Source organism: Brachybacterium sp. SGAir0954 (assembly GCF_005490785.1).
Classification (GTDB): domain Bacteria; phylum Actinomycetota; class Actinomycetes; order Actinomycetales; family Dermabacteraceae; genus Brachybacterium; species Brachybacterium rhamnosum.
Map to the genome: position 1 here is coordinate 1266411 of NZ_CP027295.1, position 19857 is coordinate 1286267.

Annotated in this window: 14 protein-coding genes; 10 read left to right on the forward strand and 4 right to left on the reverse strand. The window is 74.9% G+C overall.

The window, feature by feature from the left end; all coding sequences use genetic code 11:
- The first annotated feature begins 100 nt into the window (after positions 1-100).
- Positions 101-1630, forward strand: a complete 1530-nt coding sequence (locus C1N80_RS05495; RefSeq protein ID WP_137769860.1) for a DUF3375 domain-containing protein — start codon at positions 101-103, stop codon at positions 1628-1630.
- Here C1N80_RS05495 and C1N80_RS05500 read toward each other — a convergent pair.
- Positions 1600-3087 (reverse strand): MFS transporter, encoded by a 1488-nt coding sequence (locus C1N80_RS05500; protein ID WP_168198027.1) that lies wholly within the window; start codon positions 3085-3087, stop codon positions 1600-1602. The two genes, C1N80_RS05495 and C1N80_RS05500, sit on opposite strands and share 31 nt — an antisense overlap.
- Positions 3088-3188: 101 nt before the next feature.
- Between C1N80_RS05500 and C1N80_RS05505 the strand changes: the two genes are divergently transcribed.
- Positions 3189-4085, forward strand: a complete 897-nt coding sequence (locus C1N80_RS05505) for a helix-turn-helix transcriptional regulator (RefSeq protein WP_137769862.1) — start codon at positions 3189-3191, stop codon at positions 4083-4085.
- Positions 4086-4100: 15 nt separating this feature from the next.
- Here C1N80_RS05505 and C1N80_RS05510 read toward each other — a convergent pair whose 3' ends face one another.
- Positions 4101-4475: an MGMT family protein gene (locus tag C1N80_RS05510; protein ID WP_137769863.1), complete on the reverse strand. Its 375-nt coding sequence runs from the start codon at positions 4473-4475 to the stop codon at positions 4101-4103.
- Positions 4476-4596: 121 nt separating this feature from the next.
- Positions 4597-7029 (reverse strand): hypothetical protein, encoded by a 2433-nt coding sequence (locus C1N80_RS15765; RefSeq protein ID WP_240811244.1) that lies wholly within the window; start codon positions 7027-7029, stop codon positions 4597-4599.
- Positions 7030-7190: 161 nt separating this feature from the next.
- Between C1N80_RS15765 and C1N80_RS05520 the strand changes: the two genes are divergently transcribed.
- The 8 genes from C1N80_RS05520 (at position 7191) to C1N80_RS05555 (ending at position 18369) form a co-directional block, all read left to right on the forward strand.
- Positions 7191-7910 (forward strand): DUF4194 domain-containing protein, encoded by a 720-nt coding sequence (locus C1N80_RS05520; RefSeq protein ID WP_137769864.1) that lies wholly within the window; start codon positions 7191-7193, stop codon positions 7908-7910.
- A gap of 203 nt (positions 7911-8113) precedes the next feature.
- Positions 8114-9187, forward strand: coding sequence for an ABC transporter substrate-binding protein (locus C1N80_RS05525; protein ID WP_137769865.1), 1074 nt, complete (start codon positions 8114-8116; stop codon positions 9185-9187).
- 3 nt (positions 9188-9190) lie between these two features.
- On the forward strand, positions 9191-10189 hold the full coding sequence (locus C1N80_RS05530; protein WP_137769866.1) for an iron ABC transporter permease: 999 nt from the start codon (positions 9191-9193) through the stop codon (positions 10187-10189).
- A complete protein-coding gene (locus tag C1N80_RS05535; RefSeq protein WP_137769867.1) occupies positions 10186-11205 on the forward strand; it encodes an iron chelate uptake ABC transporter family permease subunit in 1020 nt (339 codons plus the stop codon). Before C1N80_RS05530 ends, C1N80_RS05535 begins: the two co-directional genes overlap by 4 nt.
- Before the next feature lie 4 nt (positions 11206-11209).
- Complete coding sequence (locus C1N80_RS05540; protein WP_137769868.1) at positions 11210-13057, forward strand: SIP domain-containing protein; 1848 nt, start codon at positions 11210-11212, stop codon at positions 13055-13057.
- 43 nt (positions 13058-13100) lie between these two features.
- The gene (locus C1N80_RS05545) at positions 13101-14135 is read left to right on the forward strand and encodes an alcohol dehydrogenase catalytic domain-containing protein (RefSeq protein ID WP_137769869.1); all 1035 of its coding nucleotides are present in this window, start codon (positions 13101-13103) and stop codon (positions 14133-14135) included.
- Between the two features lie 186 nt (positions 14136-14321).
- Positions 14322-17720, forward strand: coding sequence for an ATP-binding protein (locus C1N80_RS05550; protein WP_137769870.1), 3399 nt, complete (start codon positions 14322-14324; stop codon positions 17718-17720).
- Between the two features lie 160 nt (positions 17721-17880).
- The gene (locus C1N80_RS05555; protein ID WP_137769871.1) at positions 17881-18369 is read left to right on the forward strand and encodes a hypothetical protein; all 489 of its coding nucleotides are present in this window, start codon (positions 17881-17883) and stop codon (positions 18367-18369) included.
- Here the strand turns inward: C1N80_RS05555 and C1N80_RS05560 are convergent.
- A complete protein-coding gene (locus C1N80_RS05560; protein ID WP_137769872.1) occupies positions 18344-19801 on the reverse strand; it encodes a trehalose biosynthesis protein in 1458 nt (485 codons plus the stop codon). The genes C1N80_RS05555 and C1N80_RS05560 overlap by 26 nt on opposite strands.
- Between the last annotated feature and the right edge of the window lie 56 nt (positions 19802-19857).

Here is a 19857-nt window from a genome sequence, read left to right on the forward strand (position 1 = left end):
CGGTGGGACAGGATTCGTGAACGTTCCCGAGGGACAGCGTAGACCCTCGCGCCGCCCCGTCGGGCGACGCTGACCGCCCGCGCCGTTAGACTCGCTCCTCGTGACCTCGCCTGCGCCCGACGACCGGTGGACCGACCGCCGCCATGACGCCGTCGCGGCCCGCAAGGACGCCTACGAGCAGCTCCGCCGGGCGAGCACGTGGCGCCTGCTCGCCGCGACCAAGGCCCCTGCTGTGCTCTCGATCCTGCAGGCGACCTTCCCCCCCGGCGACCGCCGCCTGCCCCGCTCCGAGCTCGTCGCCCGCGTGGGCGCGCACGTCGGCCTGCTGCGCGACGAGGAGCCCGCTCCCGAGGACGGCGCCGTCACCGGCCGCACCGCCGGGGACTACGTCGACACCTGGGTGCGCGAGGGCTACCTCACGCGCCGCGACGACCAGCAGCACAGCGAGACGACCTTCGAGCCGAGCCCCGCCACGATCGACGCGATCCAGTTCATCGCCTCCCTCGAGGACCACCGGCCCACGACCACCCAGTCCCGCCTGACCCTCGTCATCCAGCAGTTCGACCGCCTCGCCCAGGAGACGGAGACGGACCGCGACGTGCGCCTCGCGGATCTGCAGCGCCGCCGCGAGCGGATCGAGCAGGAGATCCGCGACCTCGCCGAGGGGGAGCTGCTGCTGCCCAGCTCCGAGGCCTCCGCGGACCGCCTGCGCGACATCCTCCAGATCGCCGGCGAGCTCTCCGGCGACTTCCTCCAGTACCGCGAGGACCTCCGCGCCGTCGACCTCCACCTGCGCGAGCAGATCCTCTCCCCGGAGACCGCGCGCGGCGAGATCCTCGAGCAGCTGCTCGCGGGCGACGACCTCCTCGGCCAGTCCACCGTGGGCCGCACGTTCACGGCCTTCTTCCGCATGCTCAACGACCCCGTGCAGACGCGCGAGGCGCAGGAGCTCGTGGACCGCCTCCTCGAGCGCGACTTCGCCCGGGACCTCGACCGCACCGAGCGCGAGCGGCTCGCGAACGTGTTCAGCGACCTCTACGAGCCGGCGCAGGAGGTGCTCGACGTCAAGACCGAGCTCTACCGCTCCCTCGCCCGGTTCGTGCGCTCCCAGGACTTCCGCCAGCACCGCGTGCTGCTCGAGGTGCTCCAGGAGGCGCAGGGGCTCGCCCTCGCCCAGAAGGACGAGGTCCCCACGCGCACCCCGTTCCCGCTCGAGCTGGACCTCTCCCGCGTCCTGCTCTCCTCCGTGTCCCAGCAGCGTCTGAAGGACCCCACGGACCCGGGCGCCCCCGCAGTGGCCGAGGTGCACGACGCGACCGCGCTGAGCGTCGAGGTGCTCCAGGACCTCGTGCGCACGAACGACATCGACATCGTGGGCCTCACCGGGCACGTCAACGCCGTGCGTGGCTCGGGCGCGCAGGGAGGCCAGGCCTCGATCGGGGACGTGCTCCGGGCGCGCCCCGCCGAGCAGGGCCTCGCGAGCGTCATCGGCCTCATGTTCCTCGCGACCCAGCACGCCCAGCAGCGCGAGGGCTCCACGGAGATCGTCACCTGGCGGGAGCTGGACGGGAAGGACTACGCGGCGAAGGTCCCCGCGTACTACTTCCTCGAGGACGTCCCCGTCGACTGACGCAGCGAGCGCGCGAGCGCGGCGAAGACGAGCGCGCACAGGGCGTGCACGGCCAGCACGATGACCAGGGCGTGGTCCGCGGCGCCGCCGTCGGCCCCGGCGAGGCCCCGGAACAGCCCGCCGAGCACCGCGACGCCCAGGGTCAGGCCGAGCTGCTGAGCGGTCGCGAAGAGGCCGCTCGCGATCCCGGCGGCCCATTGCGGCGCCTGCGAGAGCACCGTGCTCAGCAGCGGGCCGAACATGAGGGCCTGTGCGGCGCCGAGCGGCACGAGGCCCCACTGCAGGGCCATCGGCGAGGAGTGGCCGGTGAGCACGAGCGCCGCGAGGGCGAGGAGCGCGAGGGCCTGCGCCACGGCCGCCCGCGTCATGGCGCGCGGCCCCGCCCCGGGCAGGAGCCGCGGCAGCAGCGCGGAGGCGGACACGAAGGCGATGCCGAAGCCGAGCACGAGCAGCGCCGGGCCGAGGGTCCCGCCGTCCGTCCGCAGCTGGGCGAAGGAGGTCACCTCGTAGAGGAAGGCCCCGTAGGTGACGAAGAACAGCAGGGCCATGAGCAGTCCGCGGTGCACGACCGGCAGGGCGAGCGCCGAGGGCGGGACCACGCCGAGCCGGCCGGCCCGCTCGGAGCGCCGCTGGAGCATCCAGAACACGGCGAGGGCGAGGACGCCGGCGGCGAGGGAGAGCAGGGTCCACAGCGGCCATCCGGCGGAGCGGCCCAGGGTGAGAGGGATGACGAGCAGCAGCAGCGTCGCCCCGAGCAGCGCGGCGCCGCCCGCGTCGAGGGCGAGCGGGGCCGAGGAGCGGGTGCGGGGCACGCGGGGGAGCCCGGCCGCGCCGATCAGGGCGATGAGGCCGATGAGCAGCTGCACCGCCCGCCAGCCGAGGTGCTCGGGCAGGGCGCTCGCGACGAGACCGGCCATGAGCTGTCCGACGACGGTGCTCACCCCGGCGACGGCCGCGAAGAGCATGAGGCCCGTGGTGCGCAGCGGCTCGGGGGCCGCGGCGCGGATCGTGGAGAGCACCTGCGGGGTGAGCAGGCCCGCGGCGATGCCCAGCAGCACCCGCAGGACGACCGCGGTGTGCAGCGTGGGGGCGAAGGCCGTGAGGACGCTCACGAGCACCATCGACAGGGACCCCACGAGCAGCAGCCGACGGCGGCCCCAGCGGTCCCCGAGCCGGCCCGCGATCACGAGGCTCGCGGCGAAGGCGGTGGTGTAGGCGGCGAGCACGAGCTGCTGGCCGGAGGCGTCCGCGCCGAGGTCCCGCCCGATAGGGTCCGCGAGCACGTTCGCGGAGCCGAAGACGATGTTGACCGGCGCGTACGCGAGCAGCAGCACGGCCAGACCGCCGTGCGTGAGGGTGCCCGCGGCGGGGTCGGGGTCAGCGGCGGGGCCGGTGTGCGGGGCGTGCGCCGCGAGGGCCGGTGGGGTGGGCGCGGGAGCGCGGAGGGAGGACGACATGCCCCGACCCTCCGCCCGCGCGGGTCCTGGGACCAGGAGTGCGCTCATACGGGTACCAGCACCACCTGGATAGCGGGGCCCGTGGGGTCCAGACTGGTCCGGTGCCCGATGCAGAAGTCTCCGCCACCCGCCGCAAGGAGCTCGGTGCGTTCCTGCGCGCCCGCCGCGAGAAGGTGACGCCGCAGCAGGCGGGGCTCCCCGGCTCCGGCCGCCGGCGCACCCCCGGCCTGCGCCGTGAGGAGGTCGCCCAGCTCGCCGGGATCGGCACCACCTGGTACACGTGGCTCGAGCAGGGGCGCGCGACCGGCGTCTCGGACCAGGTGCTCGACGCGGTCGCCCGGGTGCTGCGGATGACGGACGCGGAGCGACGCCACCTCGCGGTGCTCTCCGGCCGGGCCCCCGCGAAGCGGACGCCGCTCATGGAGGTCCGCCCCGAGCACACGGCGCTGCTCGAGCAGCTGCTGCCCTTCCCCGCGGCGGTGCAGACCGACGCCTACGACCTCATCGCCGCGAACCGCACCTACCGCCACCTCTTCGGCGATCTCGACGCGCTCCCCGTCGAGGACCGCAACTGCGCCTGGCTGCTGTTCACGGACCCCGACTGGCGCGGCGCCCTCCCGGACGAGGACGAGGTGCTCCCGGACATCGTGGCCCGCCTGCGCGGTCGGCATGCCGAGCACCGCGGCCGCGGCCGGGTCGGCGAGCTGGTCACGCGCCTGCAGGGCACGTCGGAGGACTTCGCACGGCTCTGGGAGCGCGGGGACGTCGCCGACGACCGCTCCCGGCTGCGCCGCTACCGCTCCCCGCGGGCGGGGCTGCTCACCGTGCACTTCCAGAGCCTGTGGCTCGACCCCGACCGCGGCTCCCGGATCGTGGTCATGGTCCCGGCGGACGACCTCACCCGCGAGCGCCTGGTGCGCCTCGCGGCGGCGGTCGCGGAGGACCCGGCCTGGACGGCCCCGCTCGCGGCGGTCGACGGCGCCTCCCTCGTCGGCTGAGCAGCGGCCGGGGAGTCAGTCCTCCCCGAGCTCGGCGAGCGCCGGTGCGGCGTCGGCACGGAGCTGCGCGAGGTCCGCGCCGAAGCGGCTCATCCGGCAGCCGAGCCCGTTGGGCTTGATCTCGATGCCCTCGGCCTCCCAGTGCGGACGCGCCCGGGCGAGCAGGGGATGGTCGCCGCTCGCGTTCGTCACCCGCCACCACGCGACCGACGATCCCCAGGTGCCCATGATGCGGCCCACGAGGCGCGGGCCCACGCCGACGATCGCCCCGACCTCGCCGTAGGCGACGACGCGGCCCGGCGGGATCGCCTCGACCACACGCAGCACCCGCTCGACGGTGAGGTCGTCCATGCGGGTGCGCGGGGTGGTCGGCCGACGGTCGCTGCGCATGGGGGAAGTCTGGCACGCGGGGGAGGACCGGACACGGACGAGCGGCACCCGTCCTGCCGGGGCAGGGCGGATGCCGCTCGTGGTCCGCCGGGTCCCGCGGTGCGGGCTCAGCGGTGTGGAATCAGCGCCGGGGCTGGTCGCCCTCCTCAGGAGGGATCACGCCGTCGGTGCCCTCCTCTGGTGCGCGGAACTCGGGTGATCGGTCGTCGGCCCGACCCTGCCCCTGACCCAGGTAGTCCTCGTCCTCCCGGAGGAACTCCGCCGGCTCGGCGCCGAACTGGCCCTCGCCGTAGGGGGAGACGCGGGGCTGGTGAGGGCCCTGGCCGGCCTGCTGCTCGCCGTACTGCGGGGCCTGCTCGCTGTACTCACGGCTCACGCCGTCGTACTGCGGCAGCGGCGCGGAGGAGCCGTCCGCGGCGGAGGTCCGCTCGGCACCGGTCGACGCGTCCCACCGGGACGTGTCGCCGGACGCCCCGCGGTCGTCGGCCGCGTAGTCCTCCTGCACGGTCTCGAAGACCGGGGTGGAGCCGGCGGCCCCGCCGACATCCCCGTCGCCGTCCTCGCGCACCTCCGCCCAGCGCTGCTCGGAGCCGCCCTGCCCGGTGGTGCCCTGACCGGTGGTGCCCTGACCGGAGGAGCTCTGCTCGTACGAGCCCTGACCGGAGGAGCCCTGCCCCGCACCGTACGCGGCGGACGAGTCCTGCTCGGTCCCGCGGACCTCGGCGCCCTGGCCCTCACGGGTGGACTCGCCCGAGGCGTCGGCGAGGCCGGCCCCGCCGACGGCACCGGCTGCCGCACCGGCACCAGCGCCGGTCGTGGTCGTCCCGGACTCCACCGGGCGGGCCTCGCCGTACTCGGTGGAGCGCGCCTGTCCGTACCGGCGGTCCCCGGTCTCGCCGGCGGCGATGCCGTCACCCAGGTCACCCTGCGGGTCGCGGATCACGTCGGGGTTGTCTTCGGCGGAGCCGTACCGGGTCTCGTCGCGTGAGTCGTCGGAGCGATCCTGGCCGTCCAGCGCACGACCCTCCTGCACGAGCCCGTCCTGCTCGCGTGCGGAGCGGTCCTGAGGATCGCGGCGATCCTCGAGGCCCTGTCGTGTGCCGTCGGTGTCGCGGTCCTCACGGTGGTCACCGTCCTCGCGGTGATCCCGGTCGGTGCGGTGGGAGGCGGCGGCACCGGCGGCGACGCCACCGGCGGCCCCGGCGCCCACGGCGGCGGTCGCGCCGCGGCCGCTCCCGTCGCGCTCCGTCTCGTCACGGCCCGCACGGTCACGGTCCGTATCGTCACGGACGGCGCCGTCACGAACGGCGTCATCACGAACGGCGTCGTCACGAACAGCGCCGTCACCGACGGTCGCATGGCGGCGGTCGTCCTGACCCTCCGGACGGTCGCCGAGGGTGCGGTCCTGCTCGGCGCGGCGGTCACCGTCGAGCCGAGGGTCGTCCTCGGAGCGGAGGGCGTCCTCGCGGTTCCCGAGGTCTCCGTGCGGGTCGCGGATCACGTCGGGGTTGTCCGCGGCGGAGCCCGCGGCGGCACCACCGGCAGCGCCTGCTGCGGCGGCGGTCCCTGCTCGGCCCGTCCCGTCACGATCCGAGCCGTCACGATCCGAGCGGTCACGTCCGGACTCGTCAAGGAGCTCGGAGCCATCGCGGAGGCCGGAGTCGTCCGGACGGTCCTGCCCGCTGACGGCCCGGTCCTGCCTCGTGCCCTCGGCGACGGGCTCCTGGGCATGGCGACCGCGGTGCTCCTCATGTCGCGAGGCGGCGGTCCCGGCGACGGCGCCGCCCACCGCCCCGGCGCCGAGGCCCACCGCGGCGGCGGTCCCGGCGCCGCTGCTGTGGCGGTGCTGGTCCTGGTCCTCGCGGGTCTGCTCTGCCGTGCGGCCGGTCCCGGCATCCGTGCGGTCGTCGACGGAGCGGTCGACGGCGGCGTCCGCCGTGGTCTCGTGCCGGGTCCCGACCGTGCGGTCCTCCGCACGCGTGTCGCGGCCGTCGGCTCCGGTCACGCCGGCCTCGGAGCCCGTGGGAGCGGGCTCCGAGCGGTGGTCCCGGCCCTGCGAGGCGGCGACCGCGGTCGCGCCACCGGCGCCCGCCCCGGCGGCCGCCGCGGTCCCGGCACCCGAGCCGTCACGCTTGGTACGGCCGGACGCCTTCTCGTGATCCTCGACATCGGGGTCCAGGCGATCAGCCTCGGCGAGCTGCTCCTGCACCGCCGAGCGGTCCTGCTCGACCGCGGTGCGCTGCTTCTCCGCCTCGGCGCGTCGGCGCTCGGCGGTGATCTGCTCCTGCTCGGCCTCCTTGGCCTTGCGCTCCGCCTCCAGGCGGGAGCGGTCCGCATCGAGCTCGGTCTCGCGGGCCTTGAGGTCGCGCTCCTTCACGGCGGCCTCGTCGGCGCGTGCCTTCTCGCGCATCTCCGCGGCCCGCTGGCGGTCCGCGGCCTCCTGCGCCTCGCGGCGCTTCCGGGCGCTGCGCGCACCCAGGACGATGAGGAGGATGATCAGGAGGATCACCACTACGGCGATCACGATGATCAGGGGGACAGAGACGTCTGACATGGCTGCTCCTTGCCGTCGGTCCCCGGCCCGGCCGGGACGGGGATTCCTGCGGGATGCCCCCTGATTCCACCAGATCACGTGGCCCGGGTCACGCTTTCGACACAATCGGCTTCTCATCCGCCCGGCGTGCACCCCAATGTCCGCCGGTAGGGTAGGGCGCTGTGACGAGCACCGGATACCGCCCCGAGCCCGGCGAGCAGGATGACCTCGACCAGGCCGTCGACGCCCCCACCGCCCCCGGCGGCGCCCTCGTGGACGAGTCCCGCCGGGTGCTCGTGCACCTGCTGCAGGGCCCCTTCCTCGACGGCCGCCGCGACCCGAACCGCTACGGGCAGCTGCTGCGGGACCGCGCGGCGATCGAGCGCCGGCTCGCCGACCTCTTCCTCGAGCTCGTCGTGGACGACGACGCGCAGGTCGCCTTCGTCCGGCAGAGCGAGGAGGACCCCGACGCCCCCAAGCTGCTGCGGCGGCTGACCGGACTGAACCGCCTGGACTCCGTGCTGCTGCTCGTGCTGCGGCAGATGCTGCTCACCCAGTCCTCGCGCGGCCAGCGCACCGTCGTCTCCGAGGCGGAGATCCAGCAGGCCCTCGCCGCCTACCGCCGCACCACCTCGACGGACGAGGCCGGCTTCGCCAAGGAGGTGCGCGCCTCGATCGCGAAGGTCCAGCGCGCCGGCCTGCTCGACGAGCAGGGCACGGACTACGAGGTCTCCCCGGTGCTGCGGCTCATGATCGGACCGGACGTGGCGCGCGAGTTCATCGACCTCTACCGGCAGGCGGGCGTCGGCGGGCTCGACGACCCGGCCGACGCCGATGGCGCGGAGGAGGACGGGGACGGCGACGAGGACGCCTCCGCCCAGGAGACCCCCGCGGCGCCCTGATCGCCGGGGGCCGTCGCAGATCTCGCGGACGTGATCCGGGCCGCATTCCGCGTGGGGCCCGACGCTGTGACGGGCACCGATGCCCGGAACGGGTGCTGAGCACGGGTTTCCTGAACGAACTCCAATTGAGCGCATCGGGCGTTGCGTAATAAGGTCAGCCTCACCTCATCCTCTTCCCGAGGGTGCCGAGAGAAGGACCGTCCATGTCGCGCTCGCTCCCGCGCCGCTCCGTCGTGCTCACCGCCCTCGCCGTGCCCGCGCTGACCGCGCTCGCCGCCTGCAGCGGCGGCTCGACGACCACCTCCGCCGACGGCGGCAGCTCCCCCTCCGACGGCGGCTCGGCCGCGACCGGCAGCTTCCCCGCGACCGTCGAGCACATCTACGGCACCACCGAGATCGCCGCGGAGCCCACCCGCATCGCGACCGTCTCCTGGGTCAACGGCGACACCCTCCTCGCCCTCGACATCGTCCCCGTCGGCATGCCGATCGTCGAGTGGGGCGCCAACGACAACAAGTCCACCGACTGGATCGACGCGAAGCTCGAGGAGCTCGGCGCCGCCTGGGGCAGCGACAAGGCCCCCACCACCTACTCCGAGGCCGACGGCGTCAACACCGACGAGATCGCCGCGCTCACCCCGGACCTCATCGTCGCCGCCTACTCCGGCCTCACGCAGGAGGAGTACGACACGCTGAGCAAGATCGCGCCGACCATCGGCCCGCTCGCCGCCGGATACACCGCCTCCTGGAGCGACGTGCTCACCGCCGTCGGCACCGCCACCGGCCGCAGCGACCGGGCGAAGGAGCTCGGCGAGCAGGTCACCGCCGATCTCGCGAAGGTCGGGACCGACAACCCCGAGGTCGGCGAGTCCACCTTCATCGCCTCGAGCCTCTCGCTGACGGACCACACGATCAGCATCTACTCGGGCGACGACACCCGCCCCCGCTTCTTCACCGCGCTCGGCATGACCCAGGCCGACGTCGTCACGGAGAACACGAAGGACGCGAGCACCTTCTACTTCGAGTGGTCCGCCGAGCGCGGCGACGAGCTCGTCTCCGACGTCATCTACACCTGGGCCTCCGCCGGGCACACCGTCGAGACCTTCCAGAAGGATTCCCTGTTCCAGCAGATCCCGGCCGTCGCGAGCGGCGCCATGGTGCTCACCACGGACGACCACCAGACCCTCTCGATCTCCGCGGCGAGCGTGCTGAGCCTCCCGTGGGCGATCGAGAACGTCGTCCCCTCCGTCGTCGAGGCCGCGAAGACGGCGCAGGCCTGAGACGTGCCCTCCCGCACCACCGTGCTCGTGATCGCCGGGAGCGTCCTCGCCCTGGCGATCGCCTGCGCGCTCTCCCTCATGGTGGGGGCGCGGACGGTCCCCCCGGGCACGGCGTGGCAGGCCCTCGTGGCCTACGACCCGACGCTCGCGGACCACGCGGTGGTGCACAGCCGGCTGCAGCGGACCCTCGCGGGCCTCGCCGTCGGCATCGCCCTCGCCCTCGCCGGCGCGGGCCTCCAGGGCATGACCCGCAACCCGCTCGCCGATCCCGGCATCCTGGGGCTGAACAGCGGCGCCGCCGCCGCGGTCGCCCTCGGGGTGTACCTGCTGGGCCTCGGCTCCGTCACCCAGTTCATGGTCGCCGGCTTCCTCGGCGCCGCGGTCGCCGCGGTGATCGTCTACGCGATCGCCTCCGCCTCCCGCTCCGGCGCCACCCCCGTCACCCTCGCGATCGCCGGGGCCGCCGTCACCGCGGGGCTCGGCTCCGTCGTGAACGGCCTCGTCATCCTCGACCAGGGCGCCCTGGACCGGATGCGCGCCTGGCAGGTGGGCACCCTCGGAGCCCGCGACCTCGGCGACCTCGCCCGGGTGGCACCGTTCCTCGTCGCCGGCGTGCTCGTGGTGCTCGGATCCGCGCGCGCCCTCAACGCCCTCGCCCTCGGGGACGACGCCGCGACCGGGCTCGGCGTCCACGTGGGCCGGGTGCGGACCGTCCTCGGCATCGGGATCGTCCTGCTCGTCGGCTCCGCCGTGTCCCTCGCGGGCCCCGTCGGCTTCCTGGGCCTCGTCGTCCCGCACGCCGTGCGCCTCCTCGCCGGCTCCGACCACCGCCGCCTGCTGCCGATCTCGCTGATCGTGGGGCCCGCGGTGCTGCTCCTGGCCGACGTCGCCGGCCGCGTCGTCGCTCCGCCCGCGGAGGTGCAGGTGGGCGTCATGACCGCGCTGCTGGGCGTGCCCGTCTTCCTCGTCCTGCTGCGCACCCGGAAGCGGGTGGCCCTGTGAGCGCCCGCCGCCGCCTCCGCGTCCCTCTCGCCCTCGCGCTGGTCGTCGCGGGCCTCGTCGTCGTGCGCGTCCTCGTCGGCACGCCGATGGTCTACGCGGACCTCGCCGTGCGCGCCGTGCTCGGCGAGCAGATCCCCGGGGTCTCCTTCATCGTCATGGACGACCGCCTGCCCGCCGCCGTCGTCGGGGTCCTCGGCGGCGCCGCCCTCGGGCTCTCCGGCACCGTCTTCCAGACGATGCTGCGCAACCCCCTCGCGAGCCCCGACGTCATCGGCGTGACCCTCGGCTCCTCCGCCGCGGCGGTCGCCGGGATGGCGCTCGTCGACGCCCAGGGCCTCGCCCTGTTCTGGTGGACCCTGCTCGGCGGGCTCCTCACCGCGCTCCTCGTCCTCTGGATCGCGCAGGCGCACCGCCGCGGCGGGCACGGCGCCGGGGGAGCGGGAGTGGTCGACGACCGCTTCGTGCTCGTCGGCATCGGCGTGGCCGCCGCCCTCCTCGCGCTCGTGCAGTACCTGCTCAGCCGCATGGAGACGAAGAAGGCGGGCGACACCATGCACTGGCTGGTCGGCTCGCTCTCCGGGGCCACCTGGCCGCGGGTCGCGGTGCTCGCCGGAGCGCTCGTCGTCCTGGTCCCCGTGCTCGCGGCGCTCGTGGGCCGCCTGCGGATCCTCCAGCTGGGCGACGACACCGCCGCGAGCCTGGGCCTGCCCGTCCCCGCCACACGCATCGCGCTCGTGCTCGTGGGCGTGCTGCTGAGCTCCTTCACCGTCGCGGTCGCCGGCCCGCTGGCCTTCGTCGCCTTCCTCGCCGGGCCCATCGCGCGGCTCCTCGCCGGGCGTCCCAGCTTCGTCCTCGCCGCGCTGCTCGGCGCGGTGCTCGTGCTCGCGGCCGACGTCGCGGGCCAGAACCTCTTCGGCCGCGTCGAGATGCCGGCCGGCGTCATCACCGGAGCGCTCGGGGCGCCGTTCCTGCTGTGGATGCTCATGCGCTCCTCGACCACCGGCCGCGGAAGGTGATCCCATGGCCCAGCTGACCGCCTCCCACCTGCGACTCGCCTACGACCGCCGCGTCGTCGTCGAGGACCTCGACCTCGCCCTGCCCGAGGGGAGGGTGACGATGATCGTCGGCGCGAACGGCTCGGGGAAGTCCACGCTGCTGCGCGGGCTCTCCCGGCTGCTCCCACCGCAGAAGGGACAGGTGCTGCTCGACGGGCAGGACGTCCACGCCCTGCGCGGCAAGGACCTCGCCCGCCGCCTGGGCCTGCTGCCGCAGTCGCCGATCGCCCCTGACGGCGTGACCGTGCGCGAGCTCGTCACGCGCGGCCGCTACCCCCACCAGGGGCTGTTCCCCCAGTGGACCGACGAGGACGAGCAGGCCGTCGCCGAGGCGCTCACCCTCACCCGCACCGAGGAGCTCTCCGACCGCCTGCTCGACGAGCTCTCCGGCGGGCAGCGCCAGCGGGCCTGGATCGCCATGGCCCTCGCCCAGCGCACCGACGTGCTGCTGCTCGACGAGCCCACCACCTACCTCGACGTCACCCACCAGCTCGAGGTGCTCGACGTGGTCCGCGAGCTCAACCACCGCCGCGGCACGACCGTCGGCATCGTGCTCCACGACCTCCAGCTCGCCGCCCGCTACGCCGACCACCTCGTGGCCGTGCGCCAGGGCGCCATCCACTCCCAGGGCAGCCCCGCCGAGGTCATCACGGCGGAGACCGTCCGCGAGGTCTTCGCCCTCAACGCCCTCATCTCACCCGACCCCGTCACGGGCACCCCGATGGTGCTGCCGCTGACCCGAGAGACGCCCCCCGACTCCCAGGAGGACAGCATGACCGCGACCGAGAGCCACGCCCGATCCGACGCCGCCGTGCGGGTCCCCGCCCTCGAGGCCAGCCCCCAGCTCGCCTTCTCGCTCACCGTCGCCGCCCGGCGGATGGTCGGCGCGAACCTCGTGCGCCTCACCTTCACGAGCCCCGACCTGCGCCACCTCGGCGTGGGCGGGCCGCTGCTGGACGTGCGCGTGAAGCTCATCGTCCCGGCGCCCGGGAGCACCACGGACCACTTCGCGGCGCTGCGGCCGACGGCGGTCTCCGATCCCTCCGCCTTCGACGGCTGGTACCGCGACTGGCTGCAGGTGGACCCCGCCGAGCGCGGCTGGATGCGCACCTACTCGGTGCGGGCGCTGCGCGGCGCGGGCCACCCCGGGAACGTGGGCCCCGACCCGGAGCTCGACATCGACATGGTCCTTCACCTCGAGGAGCCCGTCGTCGAGGGGACCGGCGTCGCCGCCCGCTGGGCCGCGTCCGCCCAGGTGGGCGACGAGATCACGCTGCTGGGCCCGAACACCCACCTGGTGGGCCCCGACTACGGCGGCATCGAGTTCCGCCCCGGCACGGCGCGCCGCCTCCTGCTCGCGGGGGACGAGACGGCGCTGCCGGCGATCTGCGCGGTCATCGAGTCGCTCCCGGAGTCGTTCACCGGTCACGCCCTCATCGAGGTGCCCGACGCGGCCGACGAGCAGCGCGTGCCCACCCGATCCGGCGTCGAGATCACGTGGCTCGCCCGCGGCGACGCCCCGCACGGCACCGTGCTGGACCCGGCCGTGCGGGCCCTCATCGAGGAGCGGCCCGAGCTCTGCCGGGACTGCACCGTGGGCGTGCCCTCGACCACGGGGGAGTTCGAGGAGGTCGACGTCGACGAGGCGATCCTCTGGGAGACCACCGAGGGCCAGGGACCGTTCTACGCCTGGCTCGCGGGGGAGGCGAAGGTCATCACGACCCTGCGCCGCCACCTCGTCAAGGAGATCGGCGTGGACCGCAAGCAGGTCTCCTTCATGGGCTACTGGCGCCAGGGCCGCGCCGAGGGCTGAACCCGTCGGTCGCGGCGGCACGGGGACGCGCGAGACTGGTCCCATGAGAGCCGTCGTCATCGAGCAGTTCGGGGTGCTCCCCGCCGTCCGCGAGGTCCCCGCGCCCGCCGCCCCCGCCGGGGCGGTGGTGCTCGACGTGGAGGCGACGGGCCTGTGCCGCTCCGACCACCACGCCTTCACGGGGCATGACGGAGACGTCACGCTCCCGCACGTGCCCGGCCACGAGCTCGTGGGCCGGGTCGCGGCGCTCGGCGAGGGCGTCCGGCGGGTGCAGGTCGGCGACCGCGTCACGACGCCCTTCGTCGAGGGCTGCGGCCGCTGCCGCTGGTGCCGCGAGGGCGCCTCCCAGGTGTGCCCCGACCAGACCCAGCCCGGCTTCACGCACGACGGCTCCTGGGCGGAGCAGGTCGTCATCCGCGCCGCGGACCACAACCTCGTGCCCGTCCCCGAGGACCTGCCCGCGGAGGCCGTCGTCACCCTCGGCTGCCGCTTCGCGACGGCCTACCGGGGACTCACCGCCCGCGCCGGCCTGCGCGCGGGAGAGGGCGTCGCGGTGATCGGCTGCGGCGGCGTGGGGCTCTCCGCGGTGATGATCGCAGCCGCGCTCGGGGCGCGACCGATCGCGGTAGACGTCGACCCGGGAGCGCTCGCGCTCGCCCGCGACCACGGCGCCGAGGTGCTCGTGGACACCTCGGGCCTCGACGCCGCGCAGGCCGCGGCGGCGATCGTCGAGGCCGCGGGGGAGCGTCCCACCGTGACCGTCGAGGCCCTGGGCCGGGAGCAGACCACCGACGCGGCCCTGTTCGCCCTCGCCCCGCTCGGCCGGCACGTGCAGATCGGCCTGTACGCGGCGCCGCCGCGGCTCGCGATGCCGCGGGTGATCGGGCAGGAGCTGACGGTGCTCGGCAGCCACGGCATGGCCGCCGCCGACTACCCGGGCCTGCTCGAGCTCGTGGTCTCCGGGGCGCTGCGCCCGCAGGACCTCGTCACGCGCACCCTCGATCTCGAGCAGGCGGGGGAGGCGCTGCTCGAGCTCGGTGAGCGCACGCGGCCCGGGGTGACGATCATCCGGCCGTGACCGGCGGGCGGCGTTCCAGCGCCGCGCGCAGGCTCTCCTCGAACGGGGTGCGGGTCTCGCCGAGCTCCTCGCGAGCGGGCAGCAGCGCGCGGTCGACGCCGCGGGCGCGGGAGCAGAGCGAGCCGGCGAGGACCGCGCGGTCCCTCGGCCTGCCCGGGGCCTGATCCGGACCGGTACCCTTCCAGGGTGACTTCCGCGACCGACACCGCCCAGGACGGGCTCGACCTCCCGGGCGTGCCCGAGGGTGCGAGCGCCCCGGATGAGGGCCCCACCGATCCCCAGCACCCGCATCCGGGCCAGTGGCGACTGACGCACCTGCAGGTCTCGAACTGGGGCACCTTCCACGGCACCCACGACCTCGCGATCTCGCCCAAGGGCTTCTTCCTCACCGGCGGGCCGGGTACGGGCAAGTCCACGCTCCTGGACGCGATCAGTGCCCTGCTCACGCCCCCGCGCACGCTGCAGTTCAACGCCGCCGCCTCCGATGCCGGCCCGGCGCGCTCGAAGTACCGCCGCACCGTCGCGAGCTACGTGCGCGGCGCCTGGGCGATGCACTACGACCAGGCCACCGGTGAGTTCAGCCAGGAGGTGCTGCGCGACCGCAGCACCCTGTCCGTGGTCACCCTGCGCTTCTCCGACGGCCGCGGCGGGACCGTGCAGCTCTCCCGCCTGCTGCTGCTCCACGCCGGTCACAGCGCGGACAGCGACGTCAAGAGCCTCTACGTCATCGCGCGGCAGCCGCTCGACGTCGCGGACCTGCGTCCCTTCGTCTCCACCCAGATCGAGGGCAAGGCGCTCGCCGCGGCGTTCCCCGGCACCGAGACCTACCGACAGTTCCGTGAGTACCGCGCCGCCTTCTGCCAGCTCCTCGGGATCCCCGACGAGAAGGCGCTCGGCCTGCTGCACAAGATCCAGTCCGCGAAGGAGCTCGGCGACGTCAACGCGCTGCTGCGCGACTACATGCTCGACGAGCCCCGCACCTTCGACCTCGCGGACCAGGCGCTCGCCAACTTCCACAACCTCTCCGAGGTCCACGAGGCCCTCGTGACCGCCCGCGAGCAGCGGGACCTGCTGCGCGGCCTGCGGGAGAACCACACCTCGTGGACCGAGATGCGCCGCCGCGGCGGGGAGCTCGTGGACCGTCGGGCGGACATCGACGTGTTCGCCGCCCAGCACCTCGTGCGCCTGCTCTCCGGCGAGGAGGAGCGGCTCCAGCTGGACCGCGACCGCCTCACCGCGCAGCAGCGCCGGCTCACCCAGGACGTCGCCGAGGCGCGCGGGGACCTGTCCCAGCTCAAGGAGCAGCGCAAGCGGGCCGGCGGCGGCGAGATCGACGACTGGAAGCAGCAGATCGCCGGCCTCGAGGTCGAGCGGGAGCGGCGCCGCGAGCGGGCCACCGAGTTCTCCGCCCAGCTCGCGACCGTCGAGCTGCGCTCCCCGGCCGGTGAGGACACCTTCCTCGCCCTCCAGCGGGAGGTGCAGGCGCTGCGCGCCTCCCTCGAGGAGGAGGAGCGCGGGGCCGACGCCGCGCGCTGGGAGGCGGAGGCCGCGGTGCGCGAGCTCGGCACCCAGCTCCAGCGCACCCGGGAGGAGCTCGCCTCGCTGAGCTCCCGCGCCTCGAACCTGCACTCCGAGGACGTGGCCCTGCGCGACGCGATCGCGCAGGAGGTCGGGGTCGCCCCCACCGAGCTGCCCTTCGCGGCGGAGCTGCTGCAGGTCAAGGCCGGGGAGGAGGAGTGGACGGCCGCCGCTGAGCAGGCGCTGCGCGGCCTCGCCCGCTCGATCCTCGTGCCGGACCGCGTCTACCGGCAGGTCGCGGCCGTCATCGACCGCACGAAGCTGCGTCGTCGCATCTCCTACAACCGCATCAACACCGACCTCCGTCGGCCCTCCCGCGGGATCGACGAGCGCTCCCTCGCCGCGAAGCTCGACGTCAAGGACGGCGAGTTCCACGCCTGGCTGAGCGGGGAGATCGCCTCCCGCATGGACTACACCTGCGCGGAGGACCTCGAGGAGTTCACCCGGCTGGGCCGCGCGGTGCTGCGCTCGGGCCAGATCAAGCACTCCGCCTCCCGCCACGAGAAGAGCGCGGACCGCCAGATCAACGACCGCTCGCAGTGGGTGCTCGGCTTCGACAACCGTGCCAAGCGCTCGGTCTTCGAGGCGGAGCGCACGCGCGCCGAGCAGGCCCTGTTCGAGGCGCAGGCACGCCGGAAGGACGTCGAGACGGAGGCCGGGCGCCGCCGCGAGCGGCTCTACGCCCTGCAGGCGATCAGCACCGTCTCCTGGGACGACATCGACGCCGCCTCCGTGGCCCGGCGCGTGGCGAACCTGCGGGACATGGTCCGCGCGGCGGAGGACGGCTCCGCGGCGCTCACCGAGCTGGCGCGCCAGATCGACGAGGTCGAGGCGAGCATCGCCGAGAGCGACGAGGAGCTGCTCGAGGTGGTCCGCACCGCCGGCCGCCTCGGCGAGCAGGCCGAGCGCGCCGCGGAGCGCCTCGCCGAGGCCCGCGAGCGCCTCGAGGGAGCGACCCTCGCCCCCGAGGTCGAGGAGGAGCTCTCCGAGCGCTTCGCCGCGATCGCGCCGACGATCGTCCTGTCCACGATCGACCAGGTCACCAAGGACGCCTCCGCGACGCTCGACGCGGAGCTCATGGACCTCACCCGGCGCACCTCGCGCGCGGAGGAGGACATGCGCACCGCGATGCGCGAGTTCGTGCGGCGCTGGCCCGCGCAGGCCGGGGACACGGTCCCGACCCTCGAGGGGGTCGACGACTTCCTCGCGATCCTCCAGCGGATCGAGGAGGAGAAGCTGCCCGAGGTCGAGGACCGCTTCTTCGAGTTCTTCACCGGGAACACGCTCGGGGACGTGCAGGCGCTCGCGACCGCGATCGCGCGCGAGCCCGCGGAGATCCGCAAGCGGCTGCAGCGCATCAACGCCCTGCTCTCGCAGGTGGAGTTCCACTCCGGTCGCTTCCTGCAGCTGTCGATGCGGCCCGTGCACCTCGCCGCGCTCGACGAGTTCCGCGCGGCGCTCGAGGACGCGGTCACGGGTTCCACGCTCAACGACATGAGCCGCGACCGTGACCTCGCCGAGGAGCGCTTCCTCTCGCTGCGCCACCTCATGGACCTCATCGGCGCCGCCCGCACGCGGGACGACCAGGTCTCCCGTGCGATCCTCGACGTGCGCCGCCACGTCCACTTCCACGCCGAGGAGGTCGACGCCGAGGGGACCGTGGTGCACGCGCACGAGTCCGGCGGTCCGCTCTCCGGCGGCCAGAACGAGCGCCTGACGACCTTCTGCCTCGCCGCGGCGCTGCGCTACCAGCTGGCCGGCACCGGCCAGGAGGTCCCGCGCTACGCCCCGATCATCATCGACGAGGCCTTCTCGAAGGGCGCCGGCAAGTTCATCACCGCGGCGATGGAGTCCTTCCGCCACTTCGGCTTCCAGGTGCTGCTCGCGAACCCGGGCAAGAACCCGCAGGCCCTCGCGCCGTTCATCGGCGGCGTCGGCGTGGTCTCGATCCGGCAGGACCGCTACTCGCAGGTGGCGCCCGTCGAGTTCGTGCCGGTCCCCGGGTGAGGCCGGGCGCTCGGGCGCCATGGGGAGAACTCCCCATGGCCCGCCCCGGCCGCCGTCGATACCCTGACCGCTTCCCCCTGCCCGGCGCCGCGCCGGGAGGGGGCCGCGGCGCAGCGCCTCCCGGCGCCGGCCAGGAACGGATCACGAACGGAGTCGCCGCATGACGACCGCGCCGAGCACCGTCGGGACCCCTGCGCAGGCCGCGGTGCACGACCGGGTGCGGGAGCTGCTCACGGCGGCGGGCCGCGCGCTGCTCGCCGAGCAGCCGTCGCTCCAGGGCTTCGAGGACGCCCGCCCCGAGCGGGACCGTCCCTCGGGGGAGAGCGCCGAGGGAGCCCCGACCCTCGTGCACGTGAGCGCGCTGCTCGCCGCCCGCCGCGCCCCGGATCCGTCCCCGGCGGCGGCCGACGCGCTCGTCCGCGCGGTGGACGTCGTCGCCCGTCGGCGCCGCTCCGCCCCGGGCGCGTCCCGCACCCGCCACGGGATCCGCCACGTCGTGTGGGAGCTCGAGGACGGGGACCGGCTCGAGCTCGTGCTCGGCGTGCGGGCCGCGTTGCGCGTCATCAGCGCGCCCTTCCTGCCCTCCCCCGAGGAGGCGGCGCCGACGAGCCCGGCGGCGGTGCTCAGCCCTCGCGCACCGTCCCGCTGATCCTGGTCAGGGCCGCGAGCGGGATGTCGATCCAGTCCGGTCGGTTCCGGGACTCGTAGAGCGCCTCGTAGACGGCCTTGTCCGCCTCGAAGGCGGCGAGCAGCACGCGGGTCGCCGGGTCCTGCGGGGGGATGCCGGCGCCGGTGAGGTAGCCGTCGAGGAAGGCCTCCCGCGCCGCGTGCGCCCAGCCGGAGGCGTCGGTGCCGTGCTCGCGGGCCGTGACCGCGGCGGCGTAGTCGAGGCTGCGGAGCATCCCGGCGACGTCCCGCAGCGGGCAGTCCTCCCGGAGGCGCTCGGCGAGCGGGCGCAGCGGCTCGCCCTCGAAGTCCAGCAGCACCCAGCCGTGCCCGGGCGCGGCGAGCACCTGCCCGAGGTGCAGGTCGCCGTGGATCCGCTGCATCGCGGGCCAGGGGACCTCCGCCGCGCGGTGCAGCAGGGTCCCGAGCGCCTCGACGTGCGCGGCGACGGTCGGCACGGAGGAGGCGACGTCGGTGAGGCGGCCGCGCATCTGCGCGAGCATCCGCCGTGCCTCCGTGTCCCCCGTCGGCACGGTGCCCAGCGCGAGGGCGAGGTCCGCGTGGACGCGGGCGAGCACCGTGCCGAGCTCGCGGAGGGCGGCCTCGTCGAGCCGGCCGGCGGCGGCCTCGCGCAGCATCGTGCGCCAGGCGTCCTCGACGCCCGGCAGGAACTCCTGCGCCACGAGCGCATGGGTGCGCCGCTCCCCGAAGGAGATCTGTGCGGAGCCGAGCACTGCCGGCACGTGCGGGCTGCCGGCGGAGGTCAGCGCGGACTGCAGGATCACGTCGGGGTTCTCGCCGTCGCCCAGGAGGCGGAACACCTTGAGGATCACCGGGGTGCGGCCGGGCTGCTCGTGGATGAGGGAGGTGTTGGACTGCTCGCCGCTGAGCACCCGGGAGGAGGCGCCGGGCCCGGTCGGCGGTGCCGCCAGCGCCGACCGCACCATCGGCGCGGGGTCCGCGAGCAGCCGCAGCCCGGGGCCCAGGGCGCCCGAGCCCTCGGCGAGCAGGGCGAGCACGGCGTCCCGGCCGGCCGGGAGCGCGAGCGCGTCGGCGACGGCGACCTCGTCGGTCCTCGTCACGAGGGCGTCCTCGGCCACCTCGGCATCCGGGGCGAGCAGGGCGAGGGGCACCTGGTAGCGGGCCCGGCCCCCGCGATGGTCGTCCACGGCGAGCACGGTCCACAGCACGGCGACGTCGGCCTGCACGCGGAGCCCGGCCCAGGCCTCGACCTCCACGTCGAGGGGCTGGGGAGCGGGGCCGGCGGGACGGTGCGCGAACCAGCGCCGCGTGGGCAGCCAGGCCCCGAGCGGGGCTCGGAGCCGATCGAGCAGCGTCTCCGGGGCGGGCAGCGAGGTGAGGTCGAGGCGTCCGCGAGCGGCATCGGTGGCGGAGGCGGCGGCCGAGGCGTCCATGCGGCCCATGCTAGGGCGGCGACCGGCCCGCGGGGTGCGAACCCCGCACACCGGCC

What these genes read in the sequence shown, in the direction of transcription:
- C1N80_RS05560 (WP_137769872.1), bottom strand. Translation starts at nt 19,801, where the DNA reads ATGGACGCCTCGGCCGCCGCCTCCGCCACCGATGCCGCTCGCGGACGC.
- C1N80_RS05510 (WP_137769863.1), bottom strand. Translation starts at nt 4,475, where the DNA reads ATGCGCAGCGACCGTCGGCCGACCACCCCGCGCACCCGCATGGACGAC.
- C1N80_RS05545 (WP_137769869.1), top strand. Translation starts at nt 13,101, where the DNA reads ATGAGAGCCGTCGTCATCGAGCAGTTCGGGGTGCTCCCCGCCGTCCGC.
- C1N80_RS05555 (WP_137769871.1), top strand. Translation starts at nt 17,881, where the DNA reads ATGACGACCGCGCCGAGCACCGTCGGGACCCCTGCGCAGGCCGCGGTG.
- C1N80_RS05500 (WP_168198027.1), bottom strand. Translation starts at nt 3,087, where the DNA reads ATGTCGTCCTCCCTCCGCGCTCCCGCGCCCACCCCACCGGCCCTCGCG.
- C1N80_RS05525 (WP_137769865.1), top strand. Translation starts at nt 8,114, where the DNA reads ATGTCGCGCTCGCTCCCGCGCCGCTCCGTCGTGCTCACCGCCCTCGCC.
- C1N80_RS05540 (WP_137769868.1), top strand. Translation starts at nt 11,210, where the DNA reads ATGGCCCAGCTGACCGCCTCCCACCTGCGACTCGCCTACGACCGCCGC.
- C1N80_RS15765 (WP_240811244.1), bottom strand. Translation starts at nt 7,029, where the DNA reads ATGTCAGACGTCTCTGTCCCCCTGATCATCGTGATCGCCGTAGTGGTG.